22 protein-coding genes are annotated in these 23,496 nt (G+C 72.2%); 14 read left to right on the top strand and 8 right to left on the bottom strand.

The genetic code is table 11. From position 1 onward, the window contains the following. Position 1 precedes the first annotated feature (1 nt). Entirely contained in the window at positions 2 to 1,207 is a 1,206-nt protein-coding gene (locus AC3X7R_RS01820) for a thiolase family protein (protein ID WP_489963838.1), read from the bottom strand. 136 nt (positions 1,208 to 1,343) lie between these two features. Here AC3X7R_RS01820 and AC3X7R_RS01815 point away from each other — a divergent pair, with 136 nt between their 5' ends. The 4 genes from AC3X7R_RS01815 to AC3X7R_RS01800 are packed head-to-tail and all read left to right on the top strand — an operon-like array spanning position 1,344 to position 5,253. Next, positions 1,344 to 2,495 (top strand): acyl-CoA dehydrogenase family protein, encoded by a 1,152-nt coding sequence (locus tag AC3X7R_RS01815; RefSeq protein WP_489963837.1) that lies wholly within the window; start codon positions 1,344 to 1,346, stop codon positions 2,493 to 2,495. Between the two features lie 49 nt (positions 2,496 to 2,544). Further along, positions 2,545 to 3,687, top strand: coding sequence for an acyl-CoA dehydrogenase family protein (locus tag AC3X7R_RS01810; RefSeq protein ID WP_489963836.1), 1,143 nt, complete (start codon positions 2,545 to 2,547; stop codon positions 3,685 to 3,687). Beyond that, positions 3,687 to 4,436, top strand: coding sequence for an SDR family NAD(P)-dependent oxidoreductase (locus AC3X7R_RS01805; RefSeq protein ID WP_489963835.1), 750 nt, complete (start codon positions 3,687 to 3,689; stop codon positions 4,434 to 4,436). Before AC3X7R_RS01810 ends, AC3X7R_RS01805 begins: the two co-directional genes overlap by 1 nt. A 19-nt stretch (positions 4,437 to 4,455) precedes the next feature. After that, a complete protein-coding gene (locus AC3X7R_RS01800) occupies positions 4,456 to 5,253 on the top strand; it encodes an amidohydrolase family protein (protein WP_489963834.1) in 798 nt (265 codons plus the stop codon). A gap of 26 nt (positions 5,254 to 5,279) precedes the next feature. Here AC3X7R_RS01800 and AC3X7R_RS01795 read toward each other — a convergent pair whose 3' ends face one another. Together AC3X7R_RS01795 and AC3X7R_RS01790 are read right to left on the bottom strand one after the other, a co-directional pair. Then, positions 5,280 to 6,017 (bottom strand): FadR/GntR family transcriptional regulator, encoded by a 738-nt coding sequence (locus AC3X7R_RS01795; protein ID WP_489963833.1) that lies wholly within the window; start codon positions 6,015 to 6,017, stop codon positions 5,280 to 5,282. A 105-nt stretch (positions 6,018 to 6,122) separates the two neighbouring features. Then, the gene (locus AC3X7R_RS01790; protein ID WP_489963832.1) at positions 6,123 to 7,331 is read right to left on the bottom strand and encodes a CaiB/BaiF CoA transferase family protein; all 1,209 of its coding nucleotides are present in this window, start codon (positions 7,329 to 7,331) and stop codon (positions 6,123 to 6,125) included. 107 nt (positions 7,332 to 7,438) lie between these two features. Between AC3X7R_RS01790 and AC3X7R_RS01785 the strand changes: the two genes are divergently transcribed. Then, positions 7,439 to 8,215, top strand: a complete 777-nt coding sequence (locus tag AC3X7R_RS01785) for an SDR family NAD(P)-dependent oxidoreductase (RefSeq protein ID WP_489963831.1) — start codon at positions 7,439 to 7,441, stop codon at positions 8,213 to 8,215. Positions 8,216 to 8,233: 18 nt separating this feature from the next. Here the strand turns inward: AC3X7R_RS01785 and icmF are convergent, their stop codons facing one another. Then, a complete protein-coding gene (gene icmF / locus AC3X7R_RS01780) occupies positions 8,234 to 11,485 on the bottom strand; it encodes a fused isobutyryl-CoA mutase/GTPase IcmF (RefSeq protein ID WP_489963830.1) in 3,252 nt (1,083 codons plus the stop codon). Between the two features lie 236 nt (positions 11,486 to 11,721). Between icmF and AC3X7R_RS01775 the strand changes: the two genes are divergently transcribed. Then, positions 11,722 to 12,276, top strand: a complete 555-nt coding sequence (locus AC3X7R_RS01775; RefSeq protein ID WP_489963829.1) for a carboxymuconolactone decarboxylase family protein — start codon at positions 11,722 to 11,724, stop codon at positions 12,274 to 12,276. 28 nt (positions 12,277 to 12,304) lie between these two features. On the opposite strand, the gene AC3X7R_RS01770 is transcribed toward AC3X7R_RS01775, so the two are convergent. Then, positions 12,305 to 12,829: a MarR family winged helix-turn-helix transcriptional regulator gene (locus AC3X7R_RS01770; protein WP_489963828.1), complete on the bottom strand. Its 525-nt coding sequence runs from the start codon at positions 12,827 to 12,829 to the stop codon at positions 12,305 to 12,307. Between the two features lie 91 nt (positions 12,830 to 12,920). Between AC3X7R_RS01770 and AC3X7R_RS01765 the strand changes: the two genes are divergently transcribed. From AC3X7R_RS01765 to AC3X7R_RS01750, 4 genes are read left to right on the top strand one after another with little or no spacing between them, the layout of a single operon-like run. Beyond that, complete coding sequence (locus AC3X7R_RS01765; RefSeq protein WP_489963827.1) at positions 12,921 to 13,553, top strand: rhomboid family intramembrane serine protease; 633 nt, start codon at positions 12,921 to 12,923, stop codon at positions 13,551 to 13,553. A 58-nt stretch (positions 13,554 to 13,611) separates the two neighbouring features. Further along, positions 13,612 to 14,454, top strand: coding sequence for a 3-hydroxybutyryl-CoA dehydrogenase (locus tag AC3X7R_RS01760; RefSeq protein ID WP_489964304.1), 843 nt, complete (start codon positions 13,612 to 13,614; stop codon positions 14,452 to 14,454). Positions 14,455 to 14,510: 56 nt separating this feature from the next. After that, positions 14,511 to 15,689, top strand: coding sequence for a thiolase family protein (locus tag AC3X7R_RS01755; RefSeq protein ID WP_489963826.1), 1,179 nt, complete (start codon positions 14,511 to 14,513; stop codon positions 15,687 to 15,689). A gap of 2 nt (positions 15,690 to 15,691) precedes the next feature. Further along, on the top strand, positions 15,692 to 16,444 hold the full coding sequence (locus AC3X7R_RS01750; protein ID WP_489963825.1) for an enoyl-CoA hydratase/isomerase family protein: 753 nt from the start codon (positions 15,692 to 15,694) through the stop codon (positions 16,442 to 16,444). Positions 16,445 to 16,482: 38 nt separating this feature from the next. Here AC3X7R_RS01750 and AC3X7R_RS01745 read toward each other — a convergent pair whose 3' ends face one another. Both AC3X7R_RS01745 and AC3X7R_RS01740 read right to left on the bottom strand, forming a co-directional pair. Beyond that, entirely contained in the window at positions 16,483 to 17,259 is a 777-nt protein-coding gene (locus tag AC3X7R_RS01745) for an SDR family NAD(P)-dependent oxidoreductase (protein ID WP_489963824.1), read from the bottom strand. 34 nt (positions 17,260 to 17,293) lie between these two features. Then, positions 17,294 to 17,854 carry a hypothetical protein gene (locus AC3X7R_RS01740; protein WP_489963823.1) on the bottom strand — a complete coding sequence of 187 codons (561 nt, stop codon included), beginning with the start codon at positions 17,852 to 17,854 and terminating at the stop codon, positions 17,294 to 17,296. 112 nt (positions 17,855 to 17,966) lie between these two features. On the opposite strand from AC3X7R_RS01740, the gene AC3X7R_RS01735 reads away from it, so the two are divergent. The 4 genes from AC3X7R_RS01735 (at position 17,967) to AC3X7R_RS01720 (ending at position 22,200) form a co-directional block, all read left to right on the top strand. After that, positions 17,967 to 18,938: an aldo/keto reductase gene (locus AC3X7R_RS01735; RefSeq protein ID WP_489963822.1), complete on the top strand. Its 972-nt coding sequence runs from the start codon at positions 17,967 to 17,969 to the stop codon at positions 18,936 to 18,938. 111 nt (positions 18,939 to 19,049) lie between these two features. Next, positions 19,050 to 20,249 carry a DUF418 domain-containing protein gene (locus AC3X7R_RS01730; protein WP_489963821.1) on the top strand — a complete coding sequence of 400 codons (1,200 nt, stop codon included), beginning with the start codon at positions 19,050 to 19,052 and terminating at the stop codon, positions 20,247 to 20,249. A gap of 5 nt (positions 20,250 to 20,254) precedes the next feature. Further along, positions 20,255 to 21,562, top strand: coding sequence for a sensor histidine kinase (locus tag AC3X7R_RS01725; RefSeq protein WP_489963820.1), 1,308 nt, complete (start codon positions 20,255 to 20,257; stop codon positions 21,560 to 21,562). Further along, positions 21,559 to 22,200, top strand: coding sequence for a response regulator (locus AC3X7R_RS01720; RefSeq protein WP_489963819.1), 642 nt, complete (start codon positions 21,559 to 21,561; stop codon positions 22,198 to 22,200). The genes AC3X7R_RS01725 and AC3X7R_RS01720 overlap by 4 nt, the downstream gene beginning before the upstream one ends. 3 nt (positions 22,201 to 22,203) lie before the next feature. Here AC3X7R_RS01720 and AC3X7R_RS01715 read toward each other — a convergent pair whose 3' ends face one another. Beyond that, a complete protein-coding gene (locus tag AC3X7R_RS01715; protein WP_489963818.1) occupies positions 22,204 to 23,451 on the bottom strand; it encodes an EAL and HDOD domain-containing protein in 1,248 nt (415 codons plus the stop codon). Between the last annotated feature and the right edge of the window lie 45 nt (positions 23,452 to 23,496).

Raw genomic sequence — 23,496 nt, 5'->3', positions numbered from 1 at the left:
GTCAGAGCCGCTCGAGGATGGTGGCGTTGGCCATCCCGCCGGCCTCGCACATGAGCTGGAGGCCGTAGCGCTGGCCCTCGTCCTCGAGGGCGTGGAGCATGGTGGTCATCAGCCGGGCCCCGGAGGCGCCCAGCGGGTGACCCAGCGCGATGGCGCCGCCACGGGGGTTGAGCTTGGCGGGGTCGCCCTTGAGCTCCTTGAGCCACGCCAGCGGCACCGGGGCGAAGGCCTCGTTGACCTCGACGTGGTCGATCTCGTCCAGCGTCAGGCCGGAGCGGCTCATCACCTTGTCGGTGGCGGGGATGGGGCCGGTGAGCATCAGCAGCGGGTCGCTGCCGACCACCGACATGGTGTGCACCCGGGCGCGGGCGCGCAGCCCGAGCTCGTCGGCCTTGGCCCGCGACATCAGCAGCAGCACGGCCGCGCCGTCGGTGATCTGGGAGGAGTTGCCGGCGGTGGTCGACCACGTCACCTGCGGGAACCGCTCGGAGAGCTCGGGGGTCTCGAAGACCGCCCGGAGGCCGCCCAGTTTCTCCGCGGTGGTGCCGCGGCGGATCGTCTCGTCCTCGCTCACCACGCCGTGCGGGGTGGTGATCGGCACGATCTCGCGCGCGAAGGCTCCGGCGTCCTGCGCCGCGGCGGCCCGCTGGTGGGAGAGGGCGGCGTACTCGTCGAGCTCCTCGCGGGTGAACCCCCACTCGGCGGTGACCAGCTCGGAGGCGACGCCCTGCGAGACCAGGCCGGGGGCGTACGCCGCGGCGACGCCGGCGCCGTACGGGTCGGCGTCCATCCGGGCGGACCCCATGACCACCCGGCTCATCGACTCCACGCCGCCCGCGATCACGATCTCCGACTCGCCGGAGAGGATGCCCTGGGCGGCGAAGTGGACCGACTGCTGGCTCGAGCCGCACTTGCGGTCGATGGTCACGGCGGGCACGTGGGCGGGGAAGCCCGCAGCCAGCCAGGCCATCCGGCCCGGGGTCGCCGACTGCTCGCCGACCTGCGAGACGCAGCCGATGATGACGTCGTCCACGGTGCCCGGGTCGACCTGGGGCGAGCGGGCGAGGAGCGCCTGGAGCGTCTGGGCGAGGAGGTCGACGGGGTGCACGTCGGCGAGCGCGCCGCCGGCCTTGCCTCGGCCGACGGGGGAGCGGACGGCGTCGACGATCACCACGTCACGAGGGCTGTTTCCTTGCGTCTGGACCATGCCTATTGCTTATCATGATTGTCATGCGTATGTCCATGGGGTCCTCGGCCTCCGGGGCATGCCCGGATACCGACATTGCTTGACACAAAATCCAGGATGAATCTAGGATAATGATTACAACCAAGGAGGTGAGTCCGTGACGGATCAGTACGCGGAGATCAGGCAGCTCGCGGCACAGGTGGCTCGTGAGGTCTACGAACCCATGGCCGAAGCGCTCGACGTCAACCGCACGCCCATCCCCAAGGAGGAGCGGCGCCGTCTCGGCGACCTCGGCTTCCTCGGCATCGCGCACCCGGAGAAGTACGGCGGCTCCGGCGCCCCGCTCGAGGAGGCGCTCGTGGTCATCGAGGAGCTGGGCAAGGTCTGCCGCCCCGCTGCCTTCCAGGTGTTCGAGGCCAACACCGGCCCGGCCCAGGTGATCACCCACCTCGGCACCGAGGAGCAGCGCGAGCGCTGGCTCCCCGACATCATCAGCGGCGAGCGGACCATGGCCGTCGGCATCTCCGAGCCCGACGCCGGCTCGGCCGCCACCGACATGCGCACCACCGCCAAGGAGGTCGACGGCCACCTGGTGGTCAACGGCTCCAAGCGCTGGATCTCCAACGGCGGCGAGGCCGACCAGTACCTCCTCTACTGCCGTCTCTCCGACGCGCCGGGTGCCAAGGGCATCGGCGCCGTCGTGGTCGACAAGGGCACCCCCGGCTTCAGCTTCGGGGCCAGCGAGCGCCTGATGGGCTTCCGCGGCATCCCCTCGGCCGACCTCTACTTCGACAACGTCGAGGTGCCGCTGGAGAACGTCGTCGTCCCCGCCGGCTCCTTCGGCAAGCTCTTCGGCATCTTCTCGATCGAGCGCATGGGCAACACCACCATGAGCCTCGCGATCGGGCAGGCCGCCCTGGACAAGACGCTGAAGTACGTCGAGGAGCGCGAGCAGTTCGGCAAGGAGCTCGTGGAGTTCCAGAGCATCCAGGTGATGCTGGCCGACATGATCCTGCAGGTCGAGGCCGCTCGGCTGCTGCGCGACCGCGCCGCCGCCTCCGCCACCGAGACCGGCATCCCGGACCCGCTCGCGGTCTCGCTCGCCAAGTGCACCGCCAACGAGATGGCCAAGCGGGTCACCGACCTGGCCATGCAGATCCACGGCGGCAACGGCTACACCGAGGAGTACGGTCTCGAGCGCCTGCACCGCGACTCGCACGGCTGGGCGATCGCCGGCGGCACCCCGACGATGCAGCGGATCCGCATCGTCTCCGAGGTGCTCGGCCGCAAGTTCGACCAGCGTCGCTGACCGGGCTCGCGCCCTCCGGCACGTCGACAATTCTTTGAGAGGACTCACCGTGGAAGACGGCCAGTTGTTCGACCTCAGCCCGCGTCATCGCGAGGTCAGGGAGATCGCCCGGGAGGTGGCCGCCAAGGTCGAGCCCTTCGCCGCCGAGGCCGACGAGGCCGTCGTCGTGCACCAGGGGTGTCTCGACGCGCTCAGGGAGAGCGGCCTGGCCCGCTACGTCGTCCAGGCGGCGTACGGCGGCCACGACGAGGTGCTCGACCCGTTGACGATCGCGGTGGTCCGCGAGCAGCTCATGTACTCCTCCGCGCACCTGGACTCCATGTTCGGGATGCAGGGGGTCGGCAGCTACTCGCTGTCGGTGGGCGGCTCCGAGGAGCTCAAGCAGCGGTGGCTGCCCAAGGTGGCCACCCTCGAGGCGATCGCCGGGCTCGCGCTCACCGAGCCCGACGTGGGCTCGGACCTGCGCGCCATCACCACCAGGATGGTCGTCGACGGCGACGAGCTGGTCATCGACGGGCGCAAGTCGTTCATCACCAACGGTGGGGCGGCCGACTTCTACTGCACCCTGGTCCGCGAGGACGAGGGCTGGTCGATGGTGCTGATCCCCGCCGACACCCCGGGCCTGAGCGTCGAGAAGGGCGCCGACCTGATGGCCCCGCACATCCTCGGCGAGCTCACCTTCGAGGGCGTCCGGGTGCCGGCCGACCACCGTCTCGGCGTGCCGGGCAAGGCGTTCTCGCTGATGCTCCAGACGCTGGCCGTCTTCCGGGTCACCGTGGCGGCCTCCGCCGTGGGTCTCGGCCAGGCCGCCCTCGACGAGGCCAAGGCGCACGCCATGGCGCGCGAGCAGTTCGGCAAGCCGCTCATCGAGCTCGGCGCGGTCTCGCAGAAGCTGGCCCAGTCGTGGACCGACGTCGAGGCGGCGCGGGCGTTCGTCTACCGCGCGGCCGCCCTGGCCAAGAGCGACCCGCTCGCCCACCTCGACTACTCCTCGATGGCCAAGGTGCACGCCACCGAGGCCGCCGCGGCCGTGGTCGACCGGTCGGTGCAGACGATGGGCCGCTTCGGCCTCGTCCGCGGCTCCAAGATCGAGCGGCTCTACCGCAACGCGCGCCCGCTGCGGGTCTACGAGGGCGCCACCGAGGTGCTGCTCGACTCGCTGGCCCGGCGGCTCGCCAAGGGAGCCCGCTGATGGACCTGCGACTCGACGGGACCGTCGTCCTGGTGACCGGCGCCAGCCGCGGCCTCGGCGCCGCCATGGCGCTCGCCCTCGCCCGCGAGGGAGCCACCGTGGTGGCCGCCGCCCGCTCGGTCGACAGCCTCGACGAGGTCGCGGCCCGGGGCGAGGGGCGCATCACCGCCGCCCGGGTCGACATGCGCGACGAGGAGTCGGTGGCGGCGCTGGTCCCCGAGGTCATCGAGCGCCACGGCCGGATCGACGGGCTGGTCAACAACGCCGGCATCGCGCCGGCCGGCAAGTTCGCCACCCAGGACCCCGGCGTCTGGAAGGACGCGATGGCGGTCAACGTGATCGCCCCGATGCTGCTGGCCCAGGCCGCCGGCGTCCGGATGATCGAGCAGGGCGCGGGGCGCATCGTCAACATCGCCTCCACCACCGGGGTGCGCGGCAAGCCGTTCCTGGTGCCCTACTCGACCTCCAAGGGCGCGGTCGTCCGCTTCACCGAGGCGCTGGCCGCCGAGTGGGCGTCGAAGAACGTGCAGGTCAACTGCATCGCCCCCGGTGCGTTCGTGACCGAGGCGCAGAAGGCGGTCACCGAGTCGCCCGAGCTCCACGCCAAGCGGATCGCGAAGATCCCCGCCGGCCGGATGGCCGACCCGTCCGAGATCGTGCCGCTGACCTGCCTGCTCGTCTCCCCGTTGTCGTCCTTCACCACCGGCGCGATCTTCGTCGTCGACGGTGGCGAGTCCGGCAAGCTGTGACCCCCGAGAGGACCCCCACGTGATCATCGACGCCCACACCCACGTCTGGCCCGACAAGATCGCCGCCATCGCGCTGGGCGGCAACCGCGTCCAGGGCCTGGAGGCCCGCGGCGACGGCACCGTCGGCGGCCTGACCGACGACATGGCCGACAGCGGCGTGCAGGTCAGCTGCTGCCTGGCCATCGCCAACGAGGCCCGTCACGTCGACTCGGTCAACCGCTTCGTCGCCGGCCTGGCCGACGAGACGCACGTGCCCTTCGGCACCGTCCACGTCGAGCTGTCGGTGGAGGAGAACCTCGCCAGCCTGCAGCGGCACGGGGTCCGGGCGGTCAAGATCCACCCCCTCTTCCAGAAGTACGCCCTCGACGACCCGCGGCTGTGGGAGATCTTCGAGGCGTTCGGCAGCGACTACGCGGTCATCACCCACGTGGGGGAAGGCGGGGACGAGTTCACCAACAGCCTCTCCAACCCGAGGATGATCCGCGACATCACCCGGCAGTTCCCCGACCTGCGGCTGATGGCCTGCCACTTCGGCGGCTACAAGATCCTCGACGACGCCGAGGAGATGCTGGCCGGTGCCGACGTGGTGCTGGAGACCTCCTGGCCGCCCAGCCTGGCCACCCTGCGCCCCGAGCGGGTCCGCGACCTGATCCGCAAGCACGGCGCCGAGCGCATCGTCTTCGGCTCCGACTGGCCGATGACCAGCCCCGCGGAGGAGATCCGCGCGATCGAGGCGCTCGGGCTCACCGACGACGAGACCAAGATGGTGCTCGGCGGCACCCTGGCAAGCGTCCTGGGTGACCGCCTGCCGTCCTGACGCGCGCGGGCCGGGAGGCGGTCAGCTCAGACCCGGCCCCACACGATGGGCGCGTCCAGCACCTCGGGGAACTTCTTCTCCGCATAGCGGACGTACTCCTGGATGTGGTCCCGCATCGCCGCGGCCGCCGCGGAGGGGTCGCGGGCCTCGATCGTCTTGTAGATCTGCAGGTGCGCCTTGTGCACGGCGGCGCGGCGCGGCTCGGGGTAGTCGATGCCGATCGCCGAGCCGTCCAGGATGCCGAGGAGCGCGTCGACCAGGAGACCGAACATCGCGTTGCCCGAGCCGTGCGAGATGACGTCGTGGAACCGCTTGTTCTCCTCGAGGAAGATCGACTGGTTCCCGAGGTTGTCGTACATGTTCTCCACGCTCTCGCGCAGGGAGGTCAGCGCCTCCTCGCTCATCCGCTCGGCGGCGAGCTGGGACATCATCGGCTCCAGGCCCAGCCGGGCCTCGGCGATGGTCCGGAAGGGCGCGTCGGAGAACTGCAGCAGCAGCGTCAGCGAGGTGGCCAGGCTGCTGGCGTCGGGCTGGACCACCACGGGGCCGCCGCCGGGGCCGGGCTTGAGCGTGATGACGCCCTGGAGCTCGAGGAAGCGGAGCGACTCGCGCAGCGTGCCGCGCCCGACGTCGTACTTCTCCAGCATGGCTCGCTCCGGCGGAAGCCGGTCGCCGATGATGTTGCCGCGGGCGTTGATGTCCGCGACGATGCGTTGAGCGACCAGCATCGCGGTCTTCATCGGACGCAGGGTGGTGGCAGTCATCGGTGAGTCCTCTCGGAGCCGGAGCAGACGCGTCCGTGCGGTGGCGTGATCATAATCAGCATTAAGGCCTGTATGTCGCTCATTCGCCCTGGGTTGGTCGGCGTCTCAGCGGCTGACCACGCCCTCCTGAGCCAGGCGAGCGACGTCGTGGGGTGACATCCCCAGCTCGTCGACCAGCACCTCGCGGGTGTGCTCGCCGACGGCGGCGACACCGTCGTACTTCGGTCCAGGATAGTCGGCGAGGTGAAGGATCGGACCCGGCATCAGGGCCGGGCCGAGCACGGTGTTGGCCAGGTCGACCAGGGTCCGCTCCTGGAAGTGGGCGTCCAGGGTGACGTCCCTGGCGTCGTTGACCGCCGCGGCGACCACCTCGTGCTTGTCGAGGATCGCCAGTGCCTCGTCGCGGGGGTAGGACTTCACCCAGTCGATGACGATCTGCTGCATGGCCTCGTTGTTGGCCATCCGGGCGGTGTTGGTGCCGAACCGCTCGTCGTCCTTGAGGTCGGGGCGGCCCATCGCCTCGAAGAGCCGCAACGCGATCGACTGGTTGGAGGCCGCGATGGAGAGCCAGCGGCCGTCGCCCGCCTCGTAGATGCCGCGCGGCGAGGCGGCGCCGGAGGCGTTGCCGTGCCGCTGCATGATCGTGCCGGTGGCGGTGTAGTTGAGGACGGCGTCGCCGAGGATGAACATCAGCGGCTCGTAGAGCGCGACGTCGACCTCGGAGCCCTGGCCGGTCATCTCACGCTTGAAGAGCGCCATCGCGGTGCCGAAGGCGGCCGAGATGCCGGCGATCGAGTCGGCGAAGCCGAACGGCGGGGCGGTGGGGGGAGTGTCGGGCCACCCGTTGAGGAAGGCGTAGCCGGACGCCGTCTCCGCGACGGTGCCGAAGCCTGGCCGGGCCGAGTAGGGGCCGGTCTGGCCGAAGCCGCTGACCCGGGTCATCACGAGTCCGGGGTGCTCCGCGGAGAGCTCGGCGTAGCCGAGGCCCCACTTCTCCATCCGGCCGGGGCGGAAGTTCTCGATCACCACGTCGGCGCCGGCGATCAGCTTCTTGGCGACGTCGCGGGCCTCTTCGCTGCGCATGTCGAGGCCGACGGAGCGCTTGCCGGAGTTGAGGCGCGAGTAGCCGATGGCCAGCCCCTCGTGGGCGGGCTGCCACTGCCGCGCAAAGTCACCCTGCGCGGGGTCCTCGATCTTCACCACGTCGGCGCCGAAGTCGCGCAGCATGCGCCCGGCGGTGGGGGCGGCATACATCGAGCCGAGCTCGATGACGCGCACGCCGGACAGGGGTGCCTGGGACCCGGACTTGCTCATGTGGCTTCCTCTCAACCGCAATCAATGCATATGAATACTAACATCCATGGTGCCACCCACAAGGTGTTCAGGCGCGGCAGTATGGGTCCGGACGAGAGGGGAGATCCATGGACCTGGAGCTGACTGGCCGGGCGTTCGTCCTCACGGGTGGTTCCGACGGGCTGGGGCTGGCGACCGCGCGCCGGCTTGCCGCCGAGGGTGCCGGCGTGGCGATCTGCGGACGGGACGAGGCGCGACTGGAGCGTGCGCTGGCCACCCTGGAGGGCCTCCCCGGGGAAGCCCTCGGGGTGCGCGCCGACGTCCGCGAGACCGCCGACCTCGCCGCGCTGGTGGAGCGGACCCTGGAGCGGTTCGGCCGCCTCGACGGGGTGATGAACAACGCCGGGCAGGCTGCCGCCGGCGCCTTCGAGGGTCTCGGCGACGAGGAGATCCTCGCCGACCACGAGCTCAAGGTGATGGCGATGGTCCGGCTCACCCGCCTCGCCCTGCCCCACCTGCGCGAGCACGGGGGAGCGGTCCTCAACAGCCTGGCGGTCTCGGCGAAGGCGCCCGCGGCCGGCACCCTGCCGACCTCGGCCTCGCGCGCGGCCGGGCTCGCCTGGACCAAGGCGATGGCCCAGGAGCTGGCGCCGTCGGGGGTCCGGGTCAACGCGGTGCTCATCGGCTACGTCGACAGCGACCAGTGGGTGCGCGCCGCCGGCCGGGCCGGTCAGGAGTACGGCGAGTTCACCGCCGCGCTCGCCGAGCGGCTCGGCATCCCGATGGGCCGGCTGGGGCGCGCCGAGGAGTTCGCCGACGTGGCGTCCTTCCTGCTCTCGCCGCGCGCGTCGTACGTCACCGGGGCGGCCGTCAACGTCGACGGCGGGTTCTCCCCGGTGCCCTGAGTCCTGAGGTCTGAGCGCTCAGACGTTGCGGCGGTACTGACCACCCACCTCGAAGAACGCCTCGGTGACCTGCTGCAGCGTGCAGACCCGGGCGGCGTCCATCAGCACCGCGAAGACGTTGTCGCCGGAGACCGCCGCCTCCTTGAGGCGGGCCAGGGCGGTCTGGGCCTCCGAGGCGTGCGTGGCCCGGAAGTCGCGGACCCGGCTCAGCTGCGACTCCTTCTCCGCCTCGGTGGCGCGGGCCAGCTCGACCTCGGCGGGGGAGACGTCGGAGTCCGGCCGGACGAAGGTGTTGACCCCGACGATCGGCAGCGAGCCGTCGTGCTTGCGGTGCTCGTAGAGCATCGACTCGTCCTGGATCCGGCCGCGCTGGTAGCCGGTCTCCATCGCGCCCAGCACGCCGCCGCGCTCGTTGAGGGAGTCGAACTCGCGCAGCACCGCGGCCTCCACCAGGTCGGTGAGCTCGTCGATGATGAAGGAGCCCTGGAGGGGGTTCTCGTTCATCGCCAGCCCCCACTCGCGGTTGATGATCAGCTGGATCGCGAGCGCGCGCCGGACCGACTCCTCGGTGGGGGTGGTCACCGCCTCGTCGTAGGCGTTGGTGTGCAGCGAGTTGGCGTTGTCGTAGATCGCGATCAGCGCCTGGAGCGTGGTGCGGATGTCGTTGAAGTCCATCTCCTGCGCGTGCAGGGAGCGGCCGGAGGTCTGCACGTGGTACTTCAGCTTCTGCGACCGCTCGTTCGCGCCGTACCTCTCCTTCATGGCGACCGCCCAGATCCGGCGCGCGACCCGGCCCAGCACGCTGTACTCCGGGTCCATGCCGTTGGAGAAGAAGAACGACAGGTTGGGCGCGAAGTCGTCGACGTCCATGCCGCGGGCCAGGTAGGCCTCGACGTAGGTGAACCCGTTGGCCAGGGTGAAGGCGAGCTGGCTGATCGGGTTCGCCCCGGCCTCGGCGATGTGGTAGCCGGAGATGGAGACCGAGTAGAAGTTGCGGACCTGCTGGGCGATGAACCACTCCTGGATGTCGGCCATCATCCTCAAGCTGAACTCGGTGGAGAACAGGCAGGTGTTCTGCCCCTGGTCCTCCTTGAGGATGTCGGCCTGCACGGTGCCGCGCACGTTCGCCAGTGCGTACGCCGTCAGCTCGGCGCGCTCGGCCTCGTCGGGCTCGCGCCCCTCCCGGTCGCGGAAGGCGTCGACCTGCTGGTCGATCACGGTGTTGAGGAAGAACGCGAGCACGGTCGGCGCCGGGCCGTTGATGGTCATCGAGACGCTGGTCGAGGGGGAGACCAGGTCGAAGCCGCCGTAGAGCACCTTCATGTCGTCCAGTGTCGCGACCGAGACGCCGGAGGTGCCGACCTTGCCGTAGACGTCGGGCCGCGGGTCGGGGTCGCGGCCGTAGAGGGTCACGGAGTCGAACGCGGTGGAGAGGCGGGTGGCCTCCCCGTCGGCCGAGAGGATCTTGAACCGCCGGTTGGTGCGCGCCGGGTCGCCCTCGCCGGCGAACATCCGGGCCGGGTCCTCCCCGTCGCGCTTGAACGGGAAGACGCCTGCGGTGAAGGGGAAGAACCCGGGCAGGTTCTCCCTGCGCCAGAAGCGGACCAGCTCGCCGTGGTCGGTGTACCTCGGCAGCGCGACGCGGGGGATCCTGCTGCCGCTCAGCGACTCCCGGGTCAGGGGGGTGTGGAGCTCCCGGTCGCGGACCTTCACCACCTGCTCGTCGCCGGAGTAGGACTCCACCACCGTCGGCCAGGCCGCGATCTGCTCCTGGATCTCGTGCGGGACCTGCTTGCGAGCCGTCTCGAGCAACGCCGGGACGCCGCCCAACCGCGCGGCCTCGTCCGGGGCCCCGGCGGCCGCCAGCTCGTCGGCGGTCCACTGGATCCGCTGGAGCCGCTGGGCGGCGTGGGCCAGCATGTCGGTCCGCGCGTGGTAGCCGCGGAGCGTCTCGGTGATCTCGGCGAGGTAGCGGACCCGCTCGGGGGGCACCACCTGGCGGATGCCGGAGGAGTGGCGCACGTCGACGTGCGGGAGCGTGCCCTCGGCCACCGGGAGGCCCCGGTCGGCGAGCAGGTCGCGCAGGTGCTGGTAGAGCGCGGTGACGCCGTCGTCGTGGAAGGTGGCGGCGCTGGTGCCGAAGACCGGCATCTCGTGCGGTTGCTTCCCGAACGCCTCGCGGTTGCGCACCAGCTGGCGGCCGACGTCGCGCAGCGCGTCCTTGGCGCCACGGCGCTCGAACTTGTTGATCGCCACCGTGTCGGCGAAGTCGAGCATGTCGATCTTCTCCAGCTGCGAGGCGGCGCCGAACTCGGGTGTCATCACGTAGAGCGAGGTGTCGACGAACGGCACGATGGCGGCGTCGCCCTGCCCGATGCCGGGCGTCTCCACGATCACCAGGTCGAAGCCGGCGGCCTTCATCACGTCGATCACGTCGGCGAGGTGCTCGGGCACCTCGTGGGCGCCACGGGTGGCGAGGCTGCGGAAGAAGACGCGGTCGCCGTCGAGGGAGTTGGCGCGGATCCGGTCGCCGAGCAGCGCCCCGCCGCCCTTGCGCCGGGTGGGGTCGACGGCGATGACCGCGATCCGGAGCTTGTCCTGCTGGTCGACCCGGAAGCGGCGGACGAGCTCGTCGGTGAGGCTGGACTTGCCGGAGCCGCCGGTGCCGGTGATGCCGAGGACCGGGGTGGTGTGGGCGGCGGCCGCCTCCCTGAGCCGCGCCAGCACGTCGGCCGGCAGCTGGCCGGTCTCGGCGCCGGTGAGCGCGCGGGCGACCGCGGTGCGGTCGCCGGTGAGGACCTCGTCGGCGCCGACCGGGCGCACGGCCCAGGGGTCGAAGTCGCAGTCGCGGACGACGGAGCCGACCATCCCGACGAGCCCCATCCGCTGCCCGTCCTCGGGGGAGAAGATGGTGACCCCGGACTCCCGCAGCCGCTGGATCTCGGCGGGAACGATCACCCCGCCGCCCCCGCCGACGACCTTGACGTGGCCGGCACCCGCGGCGCGCAGCGACTCCACCAGGAACTCGAAGTACTCCACGTGGCCGCCCTGGTAGGAGGAGACGGCGACCCCCTGCACGTCCTCCTCCAGCGCCGCGTCGACCACCTCCTGGACGGACCGGTTGTGCCCGAGGTGGATGACCTCGCAGCCCTGGCTCTGGAAGATCCGCCGCATGATGTTGATCGACGCGTCGTGACCGTCGAAGAGGCTGGAGGCGGTGACGAGGCGGACCGGGTGCTGGGGGACGTGCAGGTCGTGCGTGGCGGACATCGAGACCTCGCGGGAGTTGGTAGGACTTCCTAGTACCTAGATGGTAGGACGCCCAAGTACCTGTGGGAAGTCACGGGGTGGCTTACCCGCAAGTAGGGGCGACGGTCGCGGTGGCAGCCGCCGAGGCCCTTGACAACCAGTCGGTCGGTCGCTTCCCCTGGGGTGCGGCGCTGTGTGCCCGGCGGTGCTCTCCGGCACCCGTGCGCGCCGCCCCCACCGAGCCCCAGGAGCCCAGCGTGTCCCGCATCCCTCCCGCGTCCCCCGAGATCTACGAGCCGATCGTCGGGGCCGACGCCCCGCTGCGGCGGCAGGTGCACGCCCATGCCTCCCACCTGCTGGAGGACTACATCGCCTGGATGACGGCCATCAAGACCAAGGGGATCCTCCCCGGTCGCCTGGTGGAGCTGGTGCGCCTGCGGATCGCCTTCCACAACCAGTGCCGCAGCTGCATGGCGATCCGCTACTCCACCGGCGGCCTCGACGAGGGCCTGGTCTGCTCGCTGGAGAAGCCCGAGGAGGCCGAGGACCTCACCGAGGCCGAGCGCGCTGCGCTGGCCTACGCCGACCTGATGGCGACCGACCACCTGCGGGTGGACGACTCGACCTTCGCCCGCCTGCACGAGCACTTCACCTGGCCCGAGGTGATGGAGCTCTGCCTGCTGGTCGGGTCGTTCGTCGGCTACGGCCGGATGGACTCCAGCCTGGCGTTGACCGACGACCTGCCCGAGGAGTACGCCGACGCCGACGGCGTGCTCGCCCCGTGGCGACAGGCTCCGGTCACCTTCATCTGAGGGCCGTCGCCGGGGTCCGCAGCCCGCCTCACTCGTGCAGCGGCACGACGAGGTCACCGGCCCCGGCGCGCACCTGACCCAGCAGCCGGGTCAGCGCCGCGACCTCGTCGGGTGCGACGCCGGGCTTCTCGAAGACCGAGGAGTTGAGCGCCACCGTCGCCTGCTCCACGACCTCGCGGCCCTCCTCGGTGAGCGAGGCGAGCACCACCCGGCCGTCGTCGGCGTGCCGGCGCCGCTCGGCGTACCCCTGCTTGACCAGGCGGTCGACGGCGCTGGTGACGCTGGTCGGGTGCACCTGGAGCAGCGACCCGAGGCGAGTCATCGGGAGCGAGCCCGACTTCACGAACGAGAGCAGGCGCAGCACCTCGTAGCGGGCGAACGTGAGACCGAGCGGGCGCAGGGCGGCGTCGATCCGCTCCATCAGGAGCTGGTGCACCCGGACCACCGAGGTGACCATCGCCATCCCGTCGGCGGCGTCGTCCCAGCCGTGGCGTCGCCACTGGGCGTGCGCCTCCCGGATCGGGTCGCGCGCCTCGGGGGAGTGGGAGGTCATGACTCCACGCTAGCGCTGCTCGGACGTCCTAGGAGTTGGGTGACCACCACGTCGCGTCCGTGCTCTTGTGGGTGCCGCCTAGCGTGGGGGCATGTCCGGCTGGCCGCCCTCCTCCCCAGGTCCCTACGTGGAGCGCGGCCCGTCGCGGTGGGCCGCCTGGCGGACCGCGGCGGTGTGGAGCCTCGGCTTCGTGGCCCTGCTCTGGGCCGTCGAGGGCTTCGACGCGGCCACCGGCAACCAGCTCGACGACGACGGGATCCGGCCCGGCAGCACCGACGGGCTGATGGGCGTGCTGCTGGCGCCGCTGCTGCACCACGGCTGGGACCACCTCATCGCCAACACCGTCCCGCTGCTGGTCCTCGGCTTCCTGATCCTGCTCTCCGGGGTGGGCAGGTGGCTGGTGGTCACCGCGGTGGTGTGGATCGTCGGGGGCCTCGGCACCTGGCTCTTCGGCGGGGCCGGCACCGTCCACCTGGGCGCGTCGATCCTGGTCTTCGGCTGGCTGCTCTACCTCATCGTCCGCGGGTTCTTCACCCGTCGCCCCGGGCAGATCGCGCTCGGGGTGCTCGTCTTCCTCCTCTACGGCGGGGCGCTGTGGGGGGTGCTGCCCGGCCAAGCGGGCGTCTCCTGGCAGGGGCACCTGTTCGGGGCCCTCGGCGGTGTCTGCGCCGCCTGGGGGATGCGGTACGACGACCGCCGGGTTTCGCCTACTCGCCGGTACTGAATACCGTCGTGGGCGTACTCGGTCCCACGACGACGAAGGGCATGCGCGGATGAGCAAGATGGAGAAGGTCGGAGTTGTCGGCTGCGGGCTGATGGGAGCCGGCATCGCGGAGGTCAGCGCCCGTGCGGGACTCGACGTGGTCGTCGCGGAGTCGAGCACGGCCGCCGCCGAGGCCGGCCGGGCCCGCCTGGAGAAGTCGCTGTCGCGCGCCGAGGCCAAGGGCAAGATCGACTCCGCCGCCGCGGTGCTGGAGCGCATCCGGGTCGTCACCGATCTCGCCGACCTGGCCGACCGCCAGCTCGTGGTCGAGGCGATCGTGGAGGACGAGGACGCCAAGACCGAGCTCTTCCGCACCCTCGACAAGGTGGTCGTGGACCCCGAGGCGATCCTGGCCTCCAACACCTCCTCGATCCCGATCATGAAGCTGGGCGTGGTCACCGCCCGCCCCCAGAACGTCATCGGCATCCACTTCTTCAACCCCGTCCCGATGCTCCAGCTGGTCGAGCTGGTGCCCAGCCTGCTGACCTCCGAGGAGACGACCGCCCGCAGCCGCGACTTCGTCGAGGGCGTGCTGGGCAAGCAGGCGATCGACTGCCAGGACCGGGCCGGCTTCGTGGTCAACGCGCTGCTGATCCCGTTCGTGCTCTCCGCCATCCGGATGCTGGAGTCCGGCTTCGCCACCGCCGAGGACATCGACCGCGGCCTGGTGCTCGGGGCGGCCCACCCGCAGGGCCCGCTGGCGCTCGCCGACCTGATCGGCCTGGACACCACCAAGGCGGTCGCCGAGTCGCTCTACGAGGAGTTCAAGGAGCCGCTGTACGCCGCGCCGCCCCTCTTGGCGAGAATGGTCGACGCCGGCCTCCTCGGACGCAAGACCGGGCGCGGCTTCTACACCTACTGAACGGGCGTCGACCACAGCGGCGGCCCGTCCCGCCGACAGCTGGAGGACCCCCACCCATGAACAACGACAGGATCGTCGTCCTCGACGGTGCCCGGACCCCGATCGGCAGCTTCGGCGGGGTCTACAAGGACGTGCCGGGCCACGAGCTCGGTGCGGCCGCGGCCAAGGAGGCGCTGAAGCGCTCCGGTGTCGGCGCCGACGAGATCGAGGAAGTCGTCATGGGGTGCATCGGCCAGGTGGGGCCCGACGCCTACAACGCCCGCCGCGTCGCGGTGGCGGCCGGCCTGCCCACGAACGTGCCGGCCTACACCGTCAACCGGCTCTGCGGCTCCGGCCTGCAGGCCGTCTGGTCGGCGGCGATGGAGATGCGCTGGAACGACCTCGACTTCACCCTCGCGGGTGGCGACGAGTCGATGACCCGGATGCCCTTCTACGACTTCGGTGCCCGCAACGGCTACCGGCTCGGCAACCGCGAGCTCGCCGACGGCACCGTGATGATGCTGACCGACCCCTTCCACGGCATCCACATGGGCGTCACCGCCGAGAACGTCGCGGAGAGGTACGACGTCTCCCGGCAGCGCCAGGACGAGTTCGCCGCCGAGTCGCAGCGTCGGGCCGCGACCGATGCGGCCCGTGCGGCCTTCGCGGAGGAGATCGTCGAGTTCGAGGTGGGCGGCCGCAAGCCGTTCACCGTCTCGGTCGACGAGCACCCCAAGCCGGAGACCACCCTCGGCACCCTGGCGAGCCTGCGTCCGGCGTTCAAGAAGGACGGCACCGTCACCGCCGGCAACGCCTCGGGGATCAACGACGGCGGCGCCGCCCTGGTCCTGGCCCGGGAGTCCGCGGTGATCGAGCGCGGGATGACCGGCCTGGTCACCATCGAGGCGGTCGCCACCGCCGCGATGGAGCCCGAGCTGATGGGCTACGCGCCCGTGCTGGCGCTGCAGAGCCTCTTCGAGAAGACCGGCACGTCGCCGTCGGACATCGGCGTCATCGAGCTCAACGAGGCGTTCGCCTCCCAGGCGGTCGCGGTGATCCGCGACGCCGGTCTCCGCCCCGAGCAGGTCAACCCCTACGGCGGGGCGATCGCCCTCGGCCACCCCGTCGGGGCGACCGGCGCGATCCTCACCCTGCGGGTCGCCAAGGACATGGTCCGCCGGGACCTCGAGCTGGGCATCGTCACGATGTGCATCGGCGGCGGTCAGGCCCTGGCCGCGCTCTTCCGGCGGGCCTGAGGATGACCGAGCTGGTCCGGTACGACGTCCGGGACGGTGTCGCCCACCTCGAGCTCTCCCGGCCCGAGGTGGCCAACACCTTCGACCTGCCCACCTCCCAGGCGTTCGGTGACGCGGTGGACAGGGCCGCCGGTGACGACGAGGTGCGCGCGGTGCTGCTGACGGGAGCGGGCCCCCGGTTCTGCGCCGGGGGAGACGTGGCCTCCTTCGTGGCCGCCGCCGACCCCGAGGCATACCTCCACGAGCTGGCGCTCCACCTCGACGGGGTGCTGCAACGGCTCGCCGCGATGCCCAAGCCGGTGGTCTGCGCGGTCCAGGGCGCGGTCGCCGGCGCCGGGCTGGGCGTGATGCTCAGCGCCGACCTGGTCGTCGCCGCCCCGGGCACGAAGTTCGTCTTCGCCTACCCCGGCATCGGCCTCACCCCCGACTGCGGCGTCTCCTGGCTGCTGCCGCGGGCGATCGGGTCGCACCGCGCGCTCGGCTTCGCCCTCAGCGGCAAGCCGATCGCAGCCGAGACCGCGCTCGAGTGGGGCCTGGTCACCGAGGTGGCCGAGGACTCCGCGGCACGCGCCACCGAGCTGGTCGCCGGCCTCGCGACCGGACCGGCGGCGGCCTACGGGCAGGTGCGCCGGCTGCTGCGGGCCGGCTGGGAGCTCGACCGGGCGGCCACCGGCACCGAGGAGGCGCGGACCATCAGCTCGATGGTCCCCGGCGCGGAGGCGCAGGCGCTGATCGGGCGCTTCCTCGGTCGCTGACGCCGACCCGCTCGGGGTGGAACGCGCTCCGGGTGCCCCTACTTCGGGGGCATCCGGATGCCGCCGTCCACCCGGACGGTCTCGCCGTTCATGTAGGAGTTGGTCACGCACTCCACCACCATGCTGGCCAGCTCGTCGGGCACGCCGAGACGCTTGGGGAAGAGCACCGACTCGCCCAGCTTGGCCTTGAACGCCTCGGCCGCCTCGCCCTCGCCGTAGATCGGGGTGTCGATCAGGCCCGGCGCGATGGTGTTGACGCGGACGCCGATCGCGGCGAGGTCGCGTGCCACCGGCAGGGTCATGCCGACCACGCCACCCTTGGACGAGGAGTACGCCGCCTGGCCGATCTGGCCGTCGAAGGCGGCGGCCGAGGCCATGTTGACGATGGCGCCCCTCTCGCCGCCGGCCAGCGGCTCGGTGCGGCCCATCGCGGTGGCGGCGATCCGGATCGCGTCGAAGGTGCCGACCAGGTTGATCGCGATCACCTTCTTGTAGGCGTCGAGGTCGTGCGCGGAGTCGAGCTCCCCGTCGCGTCCGACGGTGCGCTGCGCCCAGCCGATCCCGGCGGAGTTGACCAGGACGCGCAGCGGGCCGAGCTCCCCCGCGCGGGCGACGGCGGCCTTGATCTGGTCGGTCTCGGTGACGTCGACGTGCACGAAGACGCCGCCGATCTCGGCGGCCAGGGTCTCACCGGCGGAGTCGTTGAGGTCGGCGACGACGACGTGGGCGCCCTGGGCGGCCAGCCGGCGGCAGGCGGCGGCGCCGATGCCCGACGCACCTCCGGTGATGAGGGCGGATGCTCCGTTGATGTCCATGCCCGGCAGGCTAGTGGTCGCAGGGCCGTGGTGGTCAGGACGAGGGGAGCACCTGGTCGAGCGCCGCGAGGAACGCCCCGCGGTTGCGGACGTAGAAGCGCACCTCGCCGCCGTCGCGGGTCGGCAGGCTGACGGCGTCCATCCCCAAGGGGGTCCCGTAGGAGCCACCCAGGTAGCGGAAGCCCGACCTGCGCGGGCGCGCCGGGCGCGAGGTCGGCACGTGCACGTCGCCCGCCGAGGCACGGACCCGCCTGCCCATCGACGGCTGCACCCGGTCGACCGCGCGTGCCCCCTCGGGATCGAGCTCGGAGAGCGGCATCCGGTCCCGCCCGACCCGTAGGGTCGAACGGGTCAGCGTGACCTTGCCGTAGAGCTCCATCGACCACAGCGTGATCAGCATGACCCAGATCGGCACCCCCCAGGCGGCCCCGTAGGCGAACACCTGGATGAGGAAGTCGCCGGTCGAGACGAAGTCGTCGTCCAGCACGGGCGGCACGACCGCCATCGCCAGCAGCGCCGCCCAGGTGCCCCACCAGAGCCACCCCGCCACCGCGCGCCCGCGGTAGACCACCTTGTCGCCGTCCCCCTCGGTCATCCGGTCCCCCCTCGCGATGCGCCCCTCGTCCGGTGGCGAGAGTAGCGAGAGCCCGGCGCTCCCCGCGCCGACCCGGCTATCGTGCGGAGCCGGAACGGCGGAAGGTGACCAGATGCGGTACACGAAGCTGGGCAGCACCGGCCTGGAGGTCTCGGCGCTGACGCTGGGGTGCATGAGCTGGGGCGACCCCAGCCGCGGCGGGCACCCGTGGGTGATGGACGAGGACGCCGCGCGGCCGGTCGTCCGTGCCGCGCTCGAGGGCGGGATCACCGTCTTCGACACCGCCAACGTCTACTCCGGCGGCAGCAGCGAGGAGATCACCGGTCGGCTGCTCCAGGAGATGGCGCCGCGTGACGAGGTCGTGATCGCCACCAAGGTGCACGGTCGGATGGGTCCCGGCCCGACCGGCTCGGGGCTGTCCCGGGCCGCGATCATGGCCCAGATCGACGCGAGCCTGCGCCGGCTCGGGGTGGACCACGTCGACCTCTACCAGATCCACCGGTGGGACCCGACGACGCCGATCGAGGAGACCATGGAGGCGCTCCACGACGTGGTGAAGGCCGGCAAGGCCCGCTACCTCGGCGCCTCGTCGATGTTCGCCTGGCAGTTCGCGAAGGCCCAGCACGCCGCCGACCTCGGCGGCTGGACCCGGTTCGTCTCGATGCAGAACCACTACAACCTGCTCTACCGCGAGGAGGAGCGGGAGATGCTCCCGCTCTGCGAGGAGATGGGCGTCGGCGTGATCCCGTGGAGCCCGCTCGCCCGCGGCCGCCTGACCCGCGACTGGGACGCCGCGACCGCCCGCGCCCAGACCGACGAGTTCGGCGCCTCCCTCTACCTCGACGGCGACCGGACCGTCGTCGACGCGGTCGCCGCCGTCGCGGAGCGGCGGGGGATCCCGCGGGCGCAGGTCGCACTCGCCTGGCTCTCCTCGAGGCCGGCCGTCACCTCCCCGATCGTCGGCGTCACCAAGCCGCAGCACCTCACCGACGCGCTGGCCTCCCTGGATGTCGAGCTGACCCAGGACGAGGTCGCCGAGCTGGAGGGCGGCTACCAGCCGCACGCCATCTCCGGCCATCGCTGAGCCCTCGGTCGGGGTCCTCCGTCCGGAGGACCCCGTCGTCCGCCGGACGAGACCGACGCTGTGCCCGACGGACGGATCCGGGCGGGGGTGCGCCAGACCTAGCGTGGCGGGATGACAGGTCGTGCGCCCGCACCGGGCACCCCGCTCCCGCCTTCCTCGTCGGCCCGCGTGCTGGCGCCGGACCTGGCCCGTGGCCTGATGCTGGCGCTGATCGCCGTGGCCAACGTGATGATCTACCTGGTCGACCGGCCCTACGGCTTCCGCCAGCACATCGTCGAGGAGGGGACGGCCGACCACGTCGTCTCCTTCCTGGTGGTGACCACGGTCGACGGGCGGGCCTTCCCGCTCTTCGCGCTGCTCTTCGGCTACGGCATGGTCCAGCTCTCCGCGAGCCGGCGACGGGCCGGCCTGAGCGCCGGGGCGGTGCGGACGCTGCTGCGGCGGCGCAGCCTGGTGCTGATCGCCTTCGGCGCCGTGCACGGGATCCTGCTCTTCCCCGGCGACATCCTCGGTTGGTACGGCGTCGTCGGGCTGCTCCTGGTGGCCGTCTCCGGGCGCACGGACCGGAGCCTGCTGCGGATCTCCGGTCTCTGGCTGCTCCCCGCCTGCCTGGTGACCGGCCTGGTCTACGGGCTCGCGAACGGCCCGGACCGGGACTTCTTCTGGTCGTTCGAGATGGCCGACCCCCTCGCGGCCCTGGCCTCGCGACCCGTGGAGTGGGTGATGGCGCCGTTCGGCCTCCTGCCCGTCGTCACCGCCGCGCTGGTCGGCATGGTGGCCGCCCGGCAGCGGATCATGGAGGAGCCGAGCCGCCACCGGAGGCTGCTGCGCACCGTGGCTCGGACCGGGATCGCGCTCGGTGTCGCCGGAGGAGCTCCCAGCGGACTGGTCGCCGGCGGCGTGCTGCCGGCCCCGGACCCCGGCCTCGCGGTGCTGCTCGCCGTGGTGCACTCGGGCACCGGCGTCGCCGGAGGCCTCGGGCTGGCAGCCGCCTTCGCCCTGGCGGCGCAGCGCTGGGGCGCCCGCGCGCCGCGGCTCGTCGCCGCGGTCGCGGCCACGGGACGCCGCTCCCTGAGCGCCTACCTGGCGCAGTCGGTGGTCTTCGTGCTCCTGCTGACCGCTCCTTTCGGGGGACTCGGCGCCACCCTCGGGACGGCGTCGGCGGCGGGGCTGGCCCTCGCGGTGTGGGCGCTCTCGGTGGTGGGGGCGGCGTCCCTGGAGCGGCGCGGTCGCCGGGGCCCGGCGGAGTGGGCGCAGCGGCGGCTGGTCGCCGCGAGACCGCTCGATGACGCCGTCCCCGTGGGAGGGTAGGTCGCGTGAGGGGAGCGACGTCGAGGCAGGAGCCGGGAGAGGTGCCGGGCGACCCCGGTCCGGCGGCCCGCTTCCTGGCCTTCGACGGCTGGTGGGACCGTGGCTGGGGGCTCTTGCCCTACGTGATGACCGGCTTCGCGTTCGTGACCTCGTCGGTCACCGACCTGAGCAGCGAGCAGCGCGTGCTGATCACCACCGGCTCGCTCGTCCTGGTCGCCTGGACCTTCTGGTTCCTCACGCTGCACCCCGGCTGGCCGGAGCGTCGGCTCGTCCCGATGGCCGCCTACTTCCTCGGCCTGCTCGGCGGCGCGGTGGTGCTGGCCGGCGAGGCCGCTCCCTTCGGCCTCCTCGTGCTGGGCTGCTACCCGATGGCGTTCGTCGCCCTCCCGGGCCGCTGGGCCTACCTCGGCGTCGCGCTCACCGGAGCCTGTCTGCTGGTCGGGTTCAGCGGACCGGGTCTCGACGTCCTGGTCACCGCGCAGGTCGTGGGGGCCTCGGCACTGGCCGGAGCCGTCGGGTGGGCCATCCGGGAGATCGAGGCCGAGGCGGGGCAGCGCCGCCGAGCCCACGCGGAGCTGGCGGCGCTGACGGAGGCGCTGCGGCGGGCGCAGGAGGAGAAGGACGCCCTCCAGGTGCGGCTGACCCTGGCTGCGCGCGAGGCCGGCACGGCGGACGAGCGCGCCCGGCTGGGCCGCGAGTTCCACGACACCCTGGCCCAGGGCCTGGCCGGCATCACCTCCCAGCTGGAGAACGCCGATGCGCTGCTGCCCGAGGAGCACCCGGCCAGCCGACGGGTGCGCACCGCCCTGGACCTCTCCCGCTCCAGCCTGGTCGAGGCCCGGCGTTCCGTGCAGGCGCTCCGGCCGGGGCCACTGGCGCAGCACGGGCTGATGGCGGCCCTCCGCGGGACGGTCGACTCGTGGAGCGAGCGGCAAGCCGTCCCGGTGCATGTGGAGGTGACCGGAGCGGTGGAGCCCGAGGACGAGGAGGTGCAGGTCGCGCTGCTCCGGTTCGTCCAGGAGGCACTGGCCAACATCGGCCGGCACGCTGAGGCCTCCCAGGCCACCGTGACGGTCTCCGGCGTCGGCGACGTGGTGCTGGTCGACGTCTTCGACGACGGCGTCGGCTTCGACGCCGCCACCGTCGGGCACGGGCACGGGCACGAGCACAGGGGCGGCGGGTACGGCCTGACGGCCGCGCGCGAGCGGCTGGGGCTGGTCGGGGGAAGCCTGAGCCTCGAGTCGGCCCCCGGTGCGGGCACCACGGTGACCGCGACCGTGCCTGCCTCCCGCCGCGCGGGAGCGGACGCATGATCAGGGTCGTCCTGGCCGACGACCACCCGATCGTCCGCGACGGGCTGGTGGGCCAGATCGGCACCCAGGACGACCTGGTCGTGGTGGGGGAGGCCGCAGGCGGTGACGAGGCGCTGGCGCTGGTGGAGCGCCTCGACCCCGACGTCGTGGTGACCGACCTGCGGATGGCCTCCGGGGACGGCGTCGCGCTGATCGCCGCCCTGCGGCGCCGGACGCCGCCGGTCCCGGTCCTGGTGCTGACGACGTACGGCGGGGAGGGCGATCTCCGCCCGGCCCTCGAGGCGGGTGCCACCGGGGTCCTGCTCAAGGACGCGACCCGGCAGGAGCTGTTCGCGGCGATCCGGGCGACCAGCCGGGGGGAGACCGTGCTGGCCCCGTCCGTCGCGGGGCTGCTGGTCCGCCGCTACCGGGGCGACGAGCCGTCCGCGACCGCGACCCTCACTCCTCGCGAGCGAGAGATCGTGCGCCTGGTCGCCGACGGCCTGGCCAGCAAGGAGATCGGCCGGGAGCTCCACATCTCCGAGACCACGGTCAAGACCCACCTGGCCCGGCTCTACGCCAAGCTCGAGGTCAGCGACCGGGCCGCGGCCGTGTCAGCCGCCTACCGGCTCGGCCTGCTCCGGGTCGACGGCTCCTAGCGACTACGCCTCGGCGGCGGCGTCGATCGCCCCGGCGTACTGGGCTGCCCAGCCGAAGGCCTGGGCCCCGAGCAGGGTGACCTCGTCGTGGTCGTCGCGGAGGCGGCTGCCGGTGTCGATCCACTGCTCGTGGTCCACCACCCTGGTGATCAGCTCGCCCATCGCGCCCCGGCGCCCGAAGGCGGCGTCGCTGAGCTCCTCGGCCACCGTGACCTGCTGCTCCACCTCCGGCAGCGGCACGCCCAGCACGAGGTCGAGAGCGGAGAGGAGCCCGGCGGTGAACGCGAAGGGGCCGTCGAGGCCGCGACCGGGAGCGAGGAGCTCGCACATCCGGGCCCGGACCAGTGCGGTGACGAGGGCGTCGCCCTGCCGGCGGCTGTGGCGGCTCAGGATCACCAGGGCGGCCCACTGCCGGAGCCTGGTCGTCCCGAGGACCACCAGGGCCTCGCGCAGGCTGCGCACCTGCCGGCGAACGCCGCCGCCAGCGCCGGCCGAGGCCATGTTGAGCAGCTGCATCACCAGGGCGGGGTCGCCGCGCAGCACGTCCTCGATGTAGTCGAGGTCGAGGTCGCGGCTGAGCAGCTCGACACCGAGCTGCACCTGGGTGAACGGCAGCGGCGCGCTGGCGGAGTCACTCGTGGTCGACGGCACCTGGACGGCGCGACCGAGGAAGAGGTCGAAGCCGACGGCCAGCGCCCACGCCAGCTCGGCCTCGGTGTCGCAGCCGGCCGCCACGCGCTCCAGGGAGGCGTCGGCGTAGGTCGCGGCGACGTCCATCACCTCGCCGGGCGTGCCGCTGCCGAGATCGATCTTGACGAGGTCGGCGAGGGCCAGCAGAACCTCGGTCTCCGGGGTCCACTCGGTGTGCGCCACCAGGATGATGAAGCCGGCCCGCTTGTGGGCGCGGACCGCGTCCAGCAGCTCCTCGTCGACGTCGCGGCTCGGGACCTCCAGCACGGTCCGTCGCGGCGGGAGGGTGAGGCGCACCTCGCCGACGAGGGCGTCCCGGTCGACGGAGCAGAAGAGGAGCTTGTCGCCGACGATGGCGGAGAGGTCGACGTCGACCGAGCCGAGCAGGCTCGAGACGGTCACCACGGCCCGGCCGGCGTCGTCCTGGTGGCCCGCGCCGGGCCCGGGGGCGGAGCGGTTGACCAGCTCGAAGCCCACGATCGCCCGTGCGGTGTCCACGACCGGGAGCCGGGCGACGACCACGGCAGCGGTGACGGGGGTCTGGTCGATCAGGTCGGTCATGTGTGCTCAGTCTCCGCTCTCCGAGCGGCCTGCTGCCGCGCGCCG

This window comes from Nocardioides sp. Z22_16, from assembly GCF_058134365.1.
The sequence above is the reverse complement of the archived record's forward strand: the minus strand, read 5'-3'. Positions and strand labels throughout refer to the sequence as shown.